This is a genomic window from Gemmatimonadota bacterium (genome assembly GCA_041390125.1).
GTDB lineage: Bacteria > Gemmatimonadota > Gemmatimonadetes > Longimicrobiales > Gaopeijiaceae > JAGQIF01.
Genome location: JAWKQN010000003.1, coordinates 301,714 through 316,112 on the forward strand (window position 1 = coordinate 301,714; position 14,399 = coordinate 316,112).

Sequence of the window (14,399 nt, forward strand, 5' to 3'; positions counted from 1 at the left end):
CCTACAACGGAACCTGCACCGCGATCCGCCCGCCGTCGACCGGGAGGTCGATGCCAGTGATGTAGCTGGCGGCCGGGGAGGCCAGGAAGCGGATGGCCGCGGCCACCTCGGCCGGATCGGCGAAGCGACCCAGCGGGACGTTGCCGCGCCAGCGGACGGCGAGCTCGTCGTCCGAGACGGACAGCCGTTCGGCCCGGTCGTGCAGCAGCTCGCGTAGCGCGCCGGTGTCCGTGTAGCCGGGCAACACGTTGTTGACCGTGATGCCGTCCGGTCCCAGCTCCGCCGCCAGCGTGCGCACCCACGCATGCACGGCGGCGCGTACGGTGTTGGAGACGCCCAGCCCCGCGATCGGCAGACGCACGGACGTGGAGGTGACGTTGACGATGCGCCCGTAGCCGTGCTCGCGCATGCCCGGCACCAGGGCGCGCGCCAGCCGGTGACTCATCCCCAGGTGCTGATCCAGCGCCGTGAGGAAGTCCTCCGGCTCCGCCTCCGAAAGCGGGCCGTCCGTGGGGCCACCCGTGTTGTTGATGAGCACCTCGATGGGGCCTTCGCGCTCCAGCAGCCCCTTCACGCTCGACTCCACGTTGTCGGGATCCCGGAAGTCCGCCACCAGCGTGTCGTGGGCCTGATCGAACGGGGCGGGGAGCTGCCCGCGCACCGCCTCCAGCGCGGACGCGTCCCGGGCCAGGACGACCACGGTGGCGCCCGCCTCGGCCAGCGCGACGGCGGCCGCCTGGCCGATCCCGTGGCTGGCTCCGCAGACGAGGGCGCGGCGACCGCGCAGCTCCGGCATGGGTGGGGCTCCGGCTCGAAGAGGGGTGGGGAGGGGCGGGGCCGGAACGCTAGAGATGCCGGGCGGGTGGAACAAGGGTGGACCGAGGGGCGGTGGGCCGGACCTGTCATTGCTCGGCCCCCAGCGACGACCGACATTGCAGGGTGCCTGGTCGGGTCCTGCTCCCGCGGCAGGCGGGATCGATGGAGGGTGACGACACGTGCGATACCGGGTATTGATCGATCAGGATGAGGACGGGGTCTTCGTCGCGCAGGTCCCCAGTCTTCCCGGCTGTGTCAGTCAGGGCCGCACCCGCGCGGAGGCGATCGCGAACGTAAAGGAAGCGATCGCCGGATACCTCGAGAGTCTGGACGCGCACCGGGATCCCGTGCCGCCAGCGATCACGGAAGAGATCGTCGAGGTCTAGGCGTGGGCCGCCTTCCGGTCGTCTCGGGTCAAGAGTTGGTCCGAGCGCTGGGGCAGATCGGCTACGTCGTGGACCGTCAGAAGGGCAGTCACATCGTCCTCCGCCAGACCAATGAGCCCTTCCGGCGGGTCACTGTCCCGGATCACCGCGAGATCGCCAAAGGCACGCTCCGCGCGATCCTTCGCTCGGTCGGTCTGACTCCCGATGAGTTGGACGACCTGCTGACGTAGGGCGCGACCTCCCTCGCTACGGTCCCCCCGCCGGCTTCTACCGCTCCGACCAGGCCAGGAAGACGTGCGTGGTCTCGTCCCCACCGGCCGCCACCACCACCACCGAGCGACCTTCGCGCTCCGCCACCAGCGTGCCCTGCACGGTGCGGCGGTTCACGTCCAGGTCCTGGGTGCGCACGGTGAAGCCGTCGTCCTCCAGGACGTCGCCGTAGTAGCCGAGCACGGAGGCCAGATCGTCGCGGAGCTCGAAGCGGACGGCGCCCGCCTCTCCGGTCTCGGATTCCGCCGTGTACACCGTCCGCTCGCGGACCCGGCTGGGCGCGCGCGGCAGCCACCCGGGCGCCTCGCCGCCTTCGCGCATCCCGGTCAGCGTGGTCTCGCCTTCCGGGGTGGTGATGGTCAGGCGGGCATCCTCGTCCTGACCCTGCACGTCGAAGCGCACCAGCTCGCCTTCCTCCGTGCGGATCGTCAGCGAGCCGCGATCGTCGGCACCCTCGGCGTCGAAGCGCAGCGTGCTGCCCTGGCCGCGGATCACCAGCGCACCATGATCGTCGTGTCCGCGCGCGTCGATGCGCAGCACCTCGCCGTCCCCGGTGGTCACGGACAGACGGGCCTGACCGTCCTGACCGGTGGCGTCGATGCGGACCACCTCGCCGTCCGGCTTCTGGATCACCAGCGCGCCGCCGTCCTCACCGCCGGTGAGGTTGATCCGGAGCTCGCCCTCGTCGGTGGAGATGCGAAGGCCTCCCTCGAAGATCTCGTCCACGTCCGCGGTGCGCACCTGCCCGTCCGACCGGGTGCGGAAGGTGATGGTGCGCGCCTCCCGGTTCATGGAGACCAGCTCCAGGTCCGGGGAATGGCGGACCATCCGTTCGGCCACGGCGATCTGCGGATCGAGCGCGATATCGTGCATCTCTTCCTGCACGCGCTTGGTGATCACGACCGCCACCACCGCCACGGCCGCGAAAGCGAAGACGCCGAAGAGCGCCAGCCCGATGAACACCTTGGCCAGGGGCCCCATCCCTTTGGACTTGCCACCGACCGCCCGCTCGAACTCGTCGTGGATGCTCATCTGCCCGCGTCTGCCTCCTTGGGGGTCCGCTCCGCCTCCATACCCGATCTACGACGGCCGGGGCCGCCGCCTTCAGGCGCACCCTGGTCAGGACGGGACCGCGGGGGCCCAGGTTTCAGGGAGCGGGGCGGGTCCATGGACATACGAGACCGGCCCCCCCGGGACGCGCCGGGGTCCCGGGGAGCGGGGCCAGGAGGAGGCCCCCCGGGCCTACCGCCTCGCCTGCCCGTCCTACCGCCCGCCTGCCGCCTACCGCCTCGCCTGCCCGTCCTCCCGGAACAGCGGGAAGATCCGCCCGAACAGGTCGGCCCGGACCTCCTGGAGTACCTGGCGGGTGTGGGCCCGGGGCTCGGCGCCCCGGCCGTCCGTGTTGAAGACGGCGATGGTGGCCGCGCCGGTGGCGGGGTCCAGGTAGAAGAAGCTCAGGAAGCCGAGCTGGCTGCCGGTATGGCCCACGTAGCCATGGCCCTGGAACGAGGGAAGGAAGTACCCGAGCCCCATCGCCTGCTCGATGCCGTCCTCCTGGCCGATCCGGATCTGCTCCCGCCACATCTCCTCCAGGGAGCTTCGGGCCAGGACGGCCTCGGCCGTGGCGTCGGGCGCGGATCCCACCAGGAAGGCCAGGTAGCGCGCCATGTCGGGGATCGATGCGTTCAGCCCACCGTTGGAGACGGTGATGCCCGTGTCGAAGTCGACGCCGTTCGCGGTGCGCGTGCCGGCCTCGATGAAGTAGTTGTTGGAGCGGTGGGGGAGCAGGTGATAGGGCGTGCGGTCGAAGTAGGCGCTGCGCATCCCCAGCGGCCGCAGCACGTTCTTCTCCATGTACGTCTCGTAGTCCTCGCCGGTCAGCGTCTCGATGACGCGGCCGAGGAAGATGATCCCGGGGTTGGAGTACTGCCAGCGGCTGCCCGGCTCGAACTCGAGCTCGGTGTACGGGAACATGGCCACGAGCTGCGACCACTCCGTGGGCTCGTACGGGTGCCAGGGCTGATCGCCGCCCCAGGGCCAGGTCCCGCTCCGGAAGCCCGCGCTGTGGGACATGAGATGGCGCAGCGTCACGCGCCCGATGGGGCCATGCACCGCGCGCAATTCGGGCACGTAGTCGAGGATGGGATCGTCCAGGTCCAGCAGCCCGCGGTCGCGCAGCTGCATCAGCGCGATGGACGTGAACGTCTTGGTGATGGACGCCCAGTGGTAGATGGTCTCCCGGTCCACCGCGCGCCCGCTCTCCACGTCGGCGAAGCCGCGCGTCTCGAACGCCAGCTCCTGCCCGTCCTGGTAGAACGCGAGGCTGGAGCCCACGATGCCTTCCCGCTCCAGCCGGTCGGCGTAGTCGCGGACGACGGCGTCCCAGGCGGCCTCGAATCCGCGGGGCGCCTGCTGGGCGTGGACCGTGTCCATGGGCAGGAGCAGGGGGAGGGTGGCGGCGAGCAGCGGAAGCGAAGCGCGGCGCATGGCGATCTCCGGTGCGGTTCGCTCGGAACATGCGCCGGAAACGCCGGTGCCGCGAGGGCGACGTGGCCCCCGCGGCACCGGGTCGAGCGAGCTGCTGGCGGTGGCGCGTGTCAGCTCACCGGCCGGCCCAATCCCGCCTCGGCCACCAGCAGCAGCAGCGCGTTCTGGATGGCCAGGTGGCCGTCCCGGTTGATCCACCACTCGCCGGGGGCATGTCCCTCGCCGCCCACGCCGCCGCGGCCGATGGTCACGGCCGGGACGCCGAGCGCGATCGGGATGTTGGAGTCGGTGGAGCCGAAGCCACCCTCCGCCTCCTCACCGAAGACGGCGGCCGCGGCCACCGCCCGCTGCACCAGCGGCAGGTCGTCCGGGTGCTCCCCCGACGGGCGGTTGCCCACCTGGTCGAGCACCAGCTCCAGCGCCGGCCCGTGCCGGCGCACGGCGTTCTCGTCCTCCAGGCCGCGCTGCATGGCGGCGCGGAACGCGGCGTCGATGCGCTGCAGGGCCTCGGGGCTCTCGGAGCGCATGTCCACCTCCATCGACACCTCGAAGGGAATCGAGTTGACGGACGTGCCGCCCGTCAGCGTGCCCACGTTGTAGCTGGTGCGCGGCCCCGAACGCGTGAGCGTATCCGCGACGTTGGCGAAGTGCGTCACCGCGCGCGACAGCGCGTGCGCGGGATTGGCCATCCCGAACGCGCCCCAGGAGTGCCCGCCCGGCCCCTTGAACGTGGCGCGATAGCGGTGCGAGCCCAGCGCCTTTGTGACGAGGCGGCCGAGGCCGCCGCCGTCCACCTCGATCCAGGCATCGATCGGATGCGCGCCGTCGCGGAACAGGTGCTTCATGCCGCGCAGGTCGCCGAGGCCCTCCTCGCCGACCACGCCCACGAACCACACGTCCGCTTGCGTCTCCAGGCCCACCTCTTCCATCGCGCGCAGCGCAGTCAGCACCACCATCAGACCGCGCGTGTCGTCGCCGATGCCGGGCGCGAAGAGCGTGTCGCCGCGCTGGCGCACGGTCACGTCCGTGCCCTCCGGGAAGACGGTGTCCAGGTGGCCGCCGAGCGCGATCGTGCGTCCGCCCGTGGTGCCGCGCCGGAGCGCGATCACGTTGCCCTCCTCGTCGATCCACACGGAATCCGCGCCCGCGGCCCGCAGCCACTCCGCGTAGAACTTCGCGCGTTCCTCCTCCATGAACGGAGGGGCCGGCACCTGTGTGAGCTCGATGTGCTCGGCGCTGGTGCGTTCCTCCATCGCCTCGATGGCTGCGAACGCGCGCTGCACGACGGGCTCGCGCGCGAGGCCCGCCACGCCGTCGGCCGCCACCTGCGCGCTCAGCGGCGCGGCGAGGGCGAACGTGCACGCGAGCAGCGCGGGCGCCGCGGACCGCGCGATGCGCGGAGAACGGACGAGGGACGTCATCGGGTCTGGCTCCGGGTCGAGGGCGTCACCGGTCCGGGTGCGGCCGGACCGAAGGAACGGATGTGGTCCAGGCGGATGCGCTGGCCCGTGGAGAGCACGGCGTATTCGGCGCCGTCGTCCGTCAGGAGGTCCTGGATGGCCGCGTCCACCGTCTCGGACGTGCCGTCGGGCAGCTCGTAGCGGATGCGGCAGACGGCCCCGCGGACGGTGAGGTGCTCGAGGCGGTCGTGGACCGCGCAGGCGATGGGTCGGTACGGCAGGTCGGCCATGTCGCTTCCGGCGCAGGAGACCGCGCGGGTGCTGCCGGCCTTGCCACCGGCGCCCCGCGAGGCCCATTACTCGGCGGATCGCGGGAGGGTTCCTGGCAGTGCCCGGACCTCACCCGTGTCCCGCCGCTCCGCGGCCCGCGACGCCCCGCACCCCAGGAGACTCCGTGGCCGACTCGCTGCTCTACCTGTCCCGCGCCGACGTGGAAGCCGTGGACCTCCCGATGACGGAGATCATCGAGGCCGTGGAGGGCGCGTTCCGCGAGAAGGCCCTGGGCCGGACCGAGATGCCGCCCAAGCCCGGAATCCACCCGAGCCGCGACGGCTTCATCCACGCCATGCCCGCCTACCTGTCGGGCACGGGGGGCGCCGGCCTCAAGTGGGTGAGCGCCTTCCCCGAGAACCGCGGGCGCGATCTGCCGCAGATCACGGGGCTGATCGTCCTGAACGACGCCACCACCGGTCTGCCGCTGGCCGTGATGGACTGCACGTGGATCACGGCCACCCGCACGGCCGCGGCCAGCGCCGTGGCCGCCCGCCATCTGGCGCGGCCCGACGCCACGAGCGTGGGGATCGTCGCGTGTGGCGTGCAGGGCCGCACCCACCTGGAGGCGCTGGCCTGCCTGTTCGGGATCGAGCGCGTGCACGCCTACGACCATCGCCGCTCCAACACCGAGCGCTACAAGGCGGAGATGGAGGCCAGGCTGGGCCTGCCCATCACGATCGTGGAGCGGGCCGAGGACGCCGTGCGCGACCTGGACCTCGTGGTGACCAGCGGACCGATCCGGAAGGAGCCCGAGCCCGTGATCGAAGCGGACTGGCTCGCGCCGGGCGCCTTCGCCTCCGCGGTGGACTTCGATTCCTACTGGACCGGGCCGGCGATGGCGCAGATGGACGTGATCGCCACGGACGATCGCGCGCAGATGGAGTACTTCCGCGGGCTCGGCTACTTCAAGAGCACACCCGCGCCGCACACGGAGCTGGCCGAGCTGGTGAGCGACGCGCATCCGGGCCGCACCGACGCGCGCCAGCGCACGCTGGCGATCAACCTGGGCCTGGCCATCGAGGACATCGTCACCGCGCAACGCGTGGTGGGCCGCGCGCGGGAGCGGGGGATCGGCGTGGAGCTGCCGCTGTAGAGGCACCGCGGGCGTCTCCCCGACCCCTGCACCCCGACCCGTGCACGCCGACCTCTGCTCTACGCCTCCTCCCGTAGCCCCCGGAACGCGCGCACCGCCAGAGGCAGATCGAGCGGCTCACCGTTCCAGCGTGAGGAGGAGGTCCACGGCGTCATCACCAGCCCCTCGCGGGTGTGCGTCCACCCGCCGGGGTCCAGCGCGTCCCAGTCGGGGGCGAGCGCGGGCAGCGGGGGTGCATCCCGGAGCTCCCGCGCGTCGGGCGCGGTGAAGCGGAAGGACCCATCGTCCAGCCGCTCCACCTGGACACCTTCCTCGTGCACCGCGCGGTGGTGGTGCCGACAGAGCAGCACCAGGTTCTCCAGCCGCGTCTCGCCTCCGTCCGCCCAATGCCGGATGTGGTGCGCGTCGGCGAAGCGATTGCCGCACCCCGGGAACCGACACCCGCGATCCCGGTGGCGCAGCGCCCTGCGGATCGCCGGCGGCACCGTGCGCGTGCGACGACCCACGGTGAGGGCGGCGCCGTCCGCACCGTGCACCATCGTCACGGTGCTGGCATCGCACGCGAGTCGGCGGAACGTTCCCGCGGGAACGTCCAGGTCGGCGCCGAGGTGTGTCTCCAGGCTCGCCCCGCCGTCCGCGGCGTCTTCCGCCAGCTCCGCCGCGTCCACGTGCACCATGACCTGGAAGCGATCCGCGCGCGTCGCCCCGCTCGACCGCGCGAACCCCGCCGCCAGGGCACGCTCCGCAAGGAATCCGAGCGCGTCGGCGCGCCGCTGGGTGGCGGTGGGGCGATGGTCCGGTGGGGGCTGATCGGCTTCGGTCGTCTCCCCTCCGGTCGCCTTGGCCCCGCTCGCCTCGGGTCCGCTCGGGTTCGCGTCCATCGAATCACGCGCGGGCTCGCGCTGGAACAGCGCGTCCGCGGCGGCCTCCAGGGCACGCTGCAGCACGGCCGCCACCTCCGGGTCCAACAGCCCTTCGATCCGGACAGCTCCGGTGTGGTCGGTAGACAGCTCCAGGTAGCGCTGCCGATGGCGCGCGCGCTCGTCGCGCGCCGCCTCGAGGCGATCCACACGGCGCCAGCCCCGCACCACCCGCTCGACGTGCGCCGCGGTGCCCGTCAGCGCGAACTCCAGGAGCTCGGCCTCGTTCGCCGGGGTGGCCACGCGCGTGATGGCCCGCACCTTCGACCAGGACAGCTGCCCGCGCCGCATCGCATCGGCGACCCGCGGGAGCGTGGCCAGCGCGCGCGCCACCCGCACGCGTTCCCGCGCCGGCCCGGGCGCGATGCCGGTCCGCCAGCTCAGCCACTGCGCGCAGCTCCGGAAGCCGGGATGTCCCCAGCCCTCGCGCATGTCGAACTCGCGGAGCAGCGTGAGCAGCTGGTATTCGGCCGCGTGGAGATGCGCGGAGATCTCGGCGATCCGGTCGGCCAACTCCTCGGTGGTGAGCGCACGAGAGGGTGGGATCGCCGGCGAGGACGTTCCCGCGGGAACGTCGAGCGTGGGGATGGGGAGTTCGGACGAGGCGACGAGGGCGAGGGCGGCGGGAGACATCGAACCTCCAGGAGCGAAGCGGTGGGTCGGTGAGGCGGCGCGCACGCGGTCGATCGTTCCTGTGCGCCGGACGCCGTGACGACGCCGGAGCATCGGTAGAATCGGTACAGGTGTGTGGGCGTCGCGCGCGCACGGACACGGAGGGCACGGGCGGGATGAGCGAGCCCGCCCCGATCCCGTGCGCGTCCGGAGCGATGGTGTCTTGAAATCTAAGGAGGGATCGGGGCGCTTCCTGGGCCCTCCTGGGACGCGCGAACGACGTGCGGAAGGTCGCGCGGATCGCCACGCCGCGGCGGAGGCGGCGACGAGGGCTGCCAGGGGCGTTCAGAAGGAAGAACAGGCGGCGCCCGCCCCGATCCCGACCGGGGCGGTCGGAATGCTGTCCATGGAAGAATGGGACAGCTTCTGTCGGGGCTCTGCATGACGCCGCGTCCCGCCCCGCCACACGTTCCCGCGGGAACGTTTCCTCGTCAGGGGTCGCGCGTTCTCGCCTTGGTCGCGCATCCTCGGCAGGGTCGCGCGTACTCGGCAGGGTCGCGCGTACTCGGCAGGATCGCGTGTACTCGGCAGGATCGCGCGTACTCGTCAGGGCCTCGCGCGTCCGTGTGCGCGTCGCGCCCGTCCGGCTCACACCGTGAGTCGGATCGCCAGACCGTACCAGCGCAGCATGCGATCGAAGAACTGCCCGTGCGGGGACGGTCCGTCGTAGTAGTCGAAGAGGATGGCCCACGGGCGGGTGCGTCCCAGCTCGATCCCGCTCCGGAGGGAGATGCCGGTCGCGCGCTCGGCGCCGAACTCTCCCGCGCGCAGGTGCACGGCGGCCAGCCCACGCGCGCCGAGCAGGCCCGGTGGTGTGCGCGCCTCCGCACCGAGGTGTCCGACCCACGTCGGCAGGCGGCTCGGGACGCGCGTGAACCAGAGCTCTCCGCCGGCATAGACGCGCCCGTAGCGGTGCTCGCGCGCCGCGAAGAGGTCCACCGCGCCCAGTGATACCTCGAAGCGCTCGATGCCGGACGACAGCAGGAACTCGTCTCCCAGGTGCGAGCTCCAGTGGTAGAGGCGCGCGCGCGCCGACCACGGCCCCGAGCGGACGGAGACCGGAAGCCCGACGATGAAGTCGGCGTTGAAGAAGTCGAACGAGCGCTTGCTTCCGTCGAACTGGGCCAGCACCACCGCCGAGACCTCGGCGTCGATCACGCGGCCCGCTGCGTCGGTGCGGCGGAACAGGTCGAACCCGTCCCCGATCCCCACCGCCACCACCCGCGCGTCCAGCTCGGGTTGATCCCACCAGAGGTACGCGATGGAGGAGCCCACCTCGCGCGGGTCGGCCACGAGGGGCCGGAAGGCAGGGGCGGCCTGGGCGGCGAGCGGCGCGGTGGCCAGGAGGGCGGCGGCGAGCGCGAAGAGCGCTCGGGCGCCCAAGCCAGATCCGGCCGGGCGGCCGGAATGGGAAACGGTCGGGAAGGCCATGGGACTCCGTGCGCGGGGGCTCGAGACCGCTCAAGCTAGGGAATCGGCGGCCGAGCGGGGTACCCGGGTGCGCAGACGCCCGGTCGCACCGCCCGACAGCCCCGTCACACACCCCGGCCCCCGATCGTTCCCCGCACGGTGAAGGTCACAGGAGACGAGCCCGAGCCCGTGGACGTCGAAGCGTTGTACGCCGAGGTCCATCCGGGCCTCTACCGCTACTGCCATCGCCTGACCGGCGATCCGGACGCCGCCGCCGACGTGGCGCAGGAGGCGTTCGTGCGCCTGGTCGAGCGCGACGTGCAGGGCGCCCCGCACGAGCTGCGCGCCTGGCTCTTCAAGGTGGCCACGCACCGCATCCGCGACCGCTTCCGGACGCGGGAGAACCGGAGACGACTGTTGGAGATCCATCCCGTGCTGCCCGGCGCGGCGCCCGACCCCGACGACGAGGTCGAGCGCGCGCAGCGGGTAGGACGGGTTCGCGAGGTGCTGGAGCGTCTGAACCTCCGGGACCGGGAGCTGCTGCTGATGCGGGAAGAGGGATTCAGCTACAAGGAGATGGCCGACGCCGTGGGCGTCGCGCCGGGCTCGGTGGGCACGCTGCTGGCGCGGGCGCTCGCGCGCTTCGCCGACGCGCTCCGCGCGGAGGGGATCCATGCGACCGGATGACGGTGGAACGATGCCGGATGACGGGGGAGCGATGCCGGAGGACGGTGGGACGATGCCGGAGGACGGTGGGACGATGCTGGACGACGGCACCCTCCTGGCCCTGCTGGACGGCGAGCTGGAGGCCCGCGAGGCCGCCCGCGTCCGGGCCGCCGTGGAGGCCGAGCCCGAGCTGGCCGCGCGTCTGGCCGCGCTCGAGGCCGACGCTGCCCTGGTCTCGGAGAGCCTCCTGCTGCTCGATGCGCCTCCGCCGGCGGCCCGCTCCGCGGATGTGCTGCCGTTCCGCCGCCCGGACCCGGCCCGGTCGGCGCCGGCCCGCCGGCGCCCGCACGGGGGCTGGGCCCGGGCCGCGTCCATCACGCTGCTGATCGCGGCCGGGGCCGCGGCCGGCCTGCCGGGCTCGCCGGTCCGGGGGTGGTTGCGGCTGGGGTGGGACCGTCTGGCGGGCGGGCCCGAGCCGGCCTCCGTACCCGCGGTCGCCGCCCCGGAATCGGCGGAGCCGGCCCTCGACGGGCCCGCCGGCATCCGCATCGAGCCCGACCTGGGCCGCCTGCGGCTCGTGCTGCGCGACGTCGCGGCCGGCACCCCGGTGGAGGTGGCTTTCGTGGCCTCCGGTCCCGCCGGGGCCTTCGTCACGGGCGAGGCCCGCTTCCAGGCGGGCGAGGGGCGCATCGACGTCACCGGCCCCACGGGGCCGGTCCGCCTGGAGGTGCCGGCCGCGGCCACCGAGCTGGTGCTGGTCGTGGACGGCGTCACCTGGCTGACCCGCACCGGGGAGCGGGTGGAGGTGGCGGGGCCGGTGGTGGAGCGCAGCGAGGACGGCGTGCGCTTCGTGGTCGGCGGCGGCGGGAGCGGTGCGGGCGGCGGCTCGGCCGCGTCCGGCACCCGTAGCCCGTCCGGCGTGTAGCGGCGCACATGCTCGCTCCGCTGCTCGCCCTCGCGTTGGCGGTCGCGCCCCTCCCGCAGGCGGCGCCGCGCGCCACCGTGGAAGGCGGCGTCTACACGGTGCGCGAAGGCGCGCGCGTGGCGCTGCCCTTCGCGAGCGTGGAGCTGGTGGACGGGCAGGGTCGGGTGCGCGGCGCGTCCGCGGACGATCAGGGCCACTTCCGGCTCGTGGACGTGGCCCCCGGTCCGCACGCCGTGCGCGTGACGCACGTGGGCTACCGCACGGTGCGGCTGGAGGTGGTGGTGCCGGCCAGCGGCGTGCTGCGCGTGGACGTGGAGGTCGGAGCCGATCCGGTGCGTATGCCGGGCGTCACCGTGCGCGGCGAGCGCGAGCCCGTGCCCACCGCCGGTGAGGCCGGCGGAAGCACGGCCGTGGATCCTGGCGCCGCCGTGCGCATCCTCGAAGAGGGGTCCGGCATCGCCTCGTCCGGACTCCTGGACGCCGTGCGCGGGCTCCCGGGCGAAGATCCGCCGGACGAATCCGACGCGCTCTTCATGCGCGGGTCCGCGCTCGATCTCAAGCGGGTGCGGCTGGACGGCGCGCCGGTCTTCACGCCGTTCCATGTGGGCGGTCTGATCCCGAGCTTCGACGAGTGGCTGCTGGGTCGCACCGACCTGTGGGTGGGCGCCGCGCCGGCCCGCTACGACGGCGGGCTCGACTACGTGCTGGACCTGCGTACGCGGAGGCCCGACCGCGATCGCACCAACGGCAGCGCGTCGGTGGACCTGCTGGGGGCGCGCGCGGCCGTGGCGACGCCGGTGGGCGAGCGGGCGGGCGTGCTGGTGGGCGGACGCATCCTGCACGGTGCGCTGGAGCGGCTGCTCTCACGTGGCGCCTCACCGTACGGCTACGCGGACGGGCTCGCGCGCGCGGACATCGATCTCGGCGAGCGCGCCACACTGCGGGCCACCGGCTTCTGGAACCGTGAGGACGTATCGCTCGACTACGCCGTCGCCGGTAGCGTCGCGGCGCGCGCCGGTCTGCCGGAGCGTGCCGAGTGGGGCAACCGCGCGGGCAGCGTGTCCCTGGAGCTGCCGGTGGCCGGGGGGCGGCTGTCCCTGCTCGCCGCGGGCGGGCGCTACGACGCCGGGCTGCCGCTCGCGGGCCAGCAGCCGGCCTACGCCAGCGGACACACCACACGGCAGGACGCGTCCGTCGACTGGTCGCGTCCGCGTGAGGGCGGCGGTGCGCTGACCTTCGGCCTGGACGCCGAGCGCATCGAGGCCGTCTACCAGGCGCGCGGGCTCGCGTCCGACGGGAGCGTGCGCCTCTTCGACAACGCGGCCGACTCCTGGCTCGCCGCCGCCTACGGCGATGTCCGGATGCCCGTGGGCGAGCGCACCACGCTGCAGGCGGGGCTGCGCGCCACGCACGCGGAAGGGCAGGGCGTGCTGCTGGCGCCGCGCCTGGGCCTCGCGTGGCTGCTCACGGACCAGGCTGCGCTGTCGCTGTCCGTGGGCCGCTACCATCAGCTCGTGGCCACCGCGGACGAGCAGATCCCCGAAGGGCTGGCCGCCGCCGTCACGGACTCGACGCCCGCGCCGCCGCTCGGCAACGCCACGCTGTTCCGGCTGGCGCGCGCCAACCACGTGGTGGTCTCGCTGGACCAGATGCTGTCGCCCACGACCCGGCTGGGCCTGGACGGCTTCTACAAGCGCTTCGAAGGCCTGTTGTCCGCGCCGGGTGCCGTGTTGTCGTCCTCCGGGATCGACCTGCGCGTACGCCGTTCGGGCGCGCGCTTCGATGGCTGGGCCGGCTATTCGCTCTCGTGGCACTGGCGCCAGGGCGCGAGCAGCGCCACCAGCGAGCAGTTCGTGGGCCGGCAGCTCCTGAGCGCCGGTCTGGTGGGCCAACTCACGCCCTGGAGCGGCCTGGACGTGCGCCTGTCCTACGGCGACGGACTGCCGCTCACGGCCGTCGCCACGGCCACGGACGGAGAGTTCGCTCCCGGCCTGGAGAACGCGATCGCCAGCCCGGATCCCACGACGGTGGCGGTGGGCGCCGCGCGCGACGAGCCTGCGCTGACCGGCGGACCCTCGGGCGACTTCCTGCGCCTGGACGCGGAGGTGTACGGCCTCTTCGAGCGGCGCGTGGGCTCGCGCACCCACCAGGTGCGGCCCTACGTGAAGGTGCTGAACGCGCTCGATCGGCGCGATGCCCTCTTCTACTACTTCGAGCGCTGGCGTGGCGAGGATGCACGACCGCTGGCGGAGCTGTCCGTCCTGCCGGTGATCGGGATCGAGTGGCGGTTCTGAAGGACCAGGGGTCCGGGGACGATCGGGCCCGCGCGCTCGCCGCGCTGGGCGATCAGATCTCCGCGTGCCGGCGCTGCCCCCGCCTCGTGGCCTGGCGCGAGGCGGTGGCGGAGGAGAAGCGCGCCGCCTACCGCGACGAGACGTACTGGGGCCGCCCCGTCCCGGGCTTCGGCGATCCCCACGCGCGTGTGTTGATCGTGGGCCTGGCGCCCGCGGCGCACGGGGCCAACCGCACCGGCCGCATGTTCACCGGCGATCGCTCCGGGGAGTGGCTCTACCGCGCGCTGCACCGCGCCGGCTTCGCCAACCAGTTCAGCTTCGAGCGCGCCGACGACGGGCTCGTGCTCACGGACGTGTGGATCACCGCCGCCGTGCGCTGTGCCCCGCCCGCCAACCGACCCACCACGGAGGAGCAGCGCATCTGCGCCGGATGGTTGGACCTGGAGCTCGGTCTGCTGACCCGCCTGCGCGTGGTGGTGGCGCTGGGGGGGCTGGGCTGGAACGCCGCCTGGTCGGCCCTGGCCCGCACGGGCGGGTGGTCCCCCACGCCGCGTCCGCGCTTCGCGCACGGCGCGGAGCGCGCGCTGCCCGGTGGGGGTGTCCTGCTGGGCTCCTACCATCCCAGCCAGCAGAACACGTTCACGGGCCGGCTCACCGAGTCGATGTTCGATGGGGTGTGGGCGCGGGCGAAGGCGCTCGCAGAGGGACCGGCGTGAGCGGAGGCCGC

14 protein-coding genes are annotated in these 14,399 nt (G+C 73.3%); 7 read left to right on the top strand and 7 right to left on the bottom strand.

Annotated elements, in window-relative coordinates; translation table 11 throughout:
* Position 1 precedes the first annotated feature (1 nt).
* Complete coding sequence (locus tag R3E98_02820) at positions 2-796, bottom strand: SDR family oxidoreductase (protein MEZ4422317.1); 795 nt, start codon at positions 794-796, stop codon at positions 2-4.
* 199 nt (positions 797-995) lie between these two features.
* Here R3E98_02820 and R3E98_02825 point away from each other — a divergent pair, with 199 nt between their 5' ends.
* Together R3E98_02825 and R3E98_02830 are read left to right on the top strand one after the other, a co-directional pair.
* Positions 996-1,202 (top strand): type II toxin-antitoxin system HicB family antitoxin, encoded by a 207-nt coding sequence (locus tag R3E98_02825; GenBank protein MEZ4422318.1) that lies wholly within the window; start codon positions 996-998, stop codon positions 1,200-1,202.
* A gap of 2 nt (positions 1,203-1,204) precedes the next feature.
* Positions 1,205-1,432, top strand: a complete 228-nt coding sequence (locus R3E98_02830; GenBank protein MEZ4422319.1) for a type II toxin-antitoxin system HicA family toxin — start codon at positions 1,205-1,207, stop codon at positions 1,430-1,432.
* A 37-nt stretch (positions 1,433-1,469) separates the two neighbouring features.
* Here R3E98_02830 and R3E98_02835 read toward each other — a convergent pair whose 3' ends face one another.
* From R3E98_02835 to R3E98_02850, 4 genes are all read right to left on the bottom strand, one after another.
* Positions 1,470-2,504, bottom strand: a complete 1,035-nt coding sequence (locus R3E98_02835; protein ID MEZ4422320.1) for a hypothetical protein — start codon at positions 2,502-2,504, stop codon at positions 1,470-1,472.
* 249 nt (positions 2,505-2,753) lie between these two features.
* On the bottom strand, positions 2,754-3,959 hold the full coding sequence (locus tag R3E98_02840; GenBank protein MEZ4422321.1) for a serine hydrolase domain-containing protein: 1,206 nt from the start codon (positions 3,957-3,959) through the stop codon (positions 2,754-2,756).
* A gap of 110 nt (positions 3,960-4,069) precedes the next feature.
* Positions 4,070-5,380, bottom strand: coding sequence for a M20/M25/M40 family metallo-hydrolase (locus R3E98_02845; GenBank protein MEZ4422322.1), 1,311 nt, complete (start codon positions 5,378-5,380; stop codon positions 4,070-4,072).
* Positions 5,377-5,649 (bottom strand): hypothetical protein, encoded by a 273-nt coding sequence (locus R3E98_02850; protein ID MEZ4422323.1) that lies wholly within the window; start codon positions 5,647-5,649, stop codon positions 5,377-5,379. The genes R3E98_02845 and R3E98_02850 overlap by 4 nt, the downstream gene beginning before the upstream one ends.
* Positions 5,650-5,813: 164 nt before the next feature.
* On the opposite strand from R3E98_02850, the gene R3E98_02855 reads away from it, so the two are divergent.
* Positions 5,814-6,785, top strand: a complete 972-nt coding sequence (locus R3E98_02855; protein MEZ4422324.1) for an ornithine cyclodeaminase family protein — start codon at positions 5,814-5,816, stop codon at positions 6,783-6,785.
* Between the two features lie 59 nt (positions 6,786-6,844).
* Here the strand turns inward: R3E98_02855 and R3E98_02860 are convergent, their stop codons facing one another.
* Together R3E98_02860 and R3E98_02865 are read right to left on the bottom strand one after the other, a co-directional pair.
* Entirely contained in the window at positions 6,845-8,338 is a 1,494-nt protein-coding gene (locus tag R3E98_02860; GenBank protein ID MEZ4422325.1) for a DUF222 domain-containing protein, read from the bottom strand.
* Between the two features lie 627 nt (positions 8,339-8,965).
* Positions 8,966-9,760, bottom strand: a complete 795-nt coding sequence (locus R3E98_02865) for a DUF1207 domain-containing protein (protein ID MEZ4422326.1) — start codon at positions 9,758-9,760, stop codon at positions 8,966-8,968.
* Between the two features lie 186 nt (positions 9,761-9,946).
* Between R3E98_02865 and R3E98_02870 the strand changes: the two genes are divergently transcribed.
* Genes R3E98_02870 through R3E98_02885 form a run of 4 tightly spaced genes read left to right on the top strand, consistent with a single transcriptional unit; the run spans position 9,947 to position 14,388 of the window.
* Positions 9,947-10,474: a sigma-70 family RNA polymerase sigma factor gene (locus tag R3E98_02870; GenBank protein MEZ4422327.1), complete on the top strand. Its 528-nt coding sequence runs from the start codon at positions 9,947-9,949 to the stop codon at positions 10,472-10,474.
* The gene (locus tag R3E98_02875) at positions 10,461-11,378 is read left to right on the top strand and encodes a hypothetical protein (protein ID MEZ4422328.1); all 918 of its coding nucleotides are present in this window, start codon (positions 10,461-10,463) and stop codon (positions 11,376-11,378) included. The genes R3E98_02870 and R3E98_02875 overlap by 14 nt, the downstream gene beginning before the upstream one ends.
* Before the next feature lie 8 nt (positions 11,379-11,386).
* A complete protein-coding gene (locus tag R3E98_02880; GenBank protein MEZ4422329.1) occupies positions 11,387-13,672 on the top strand; it encodes a TonB-dependent receptor in 2,286 nt (761 codons plus the stop codon).
* Positions 13,669-14,388, top strand: a complete 720-nt coding sequence (locus R3E98_02885) for a uracil-DNA glycosylase (GenBank protein ID MEZ4422330.1) — start codon at positions 13,669-13,671, stop codon at positions 14,386-14,388. The genes R3E98_02880 and R3E98_02885 overlap by 4 nt, the downstream gene beginning before the upstream one ends.
* The last annotated feature ends 11 nt before the right edge of the window (positions 14,389-14,399 follow it).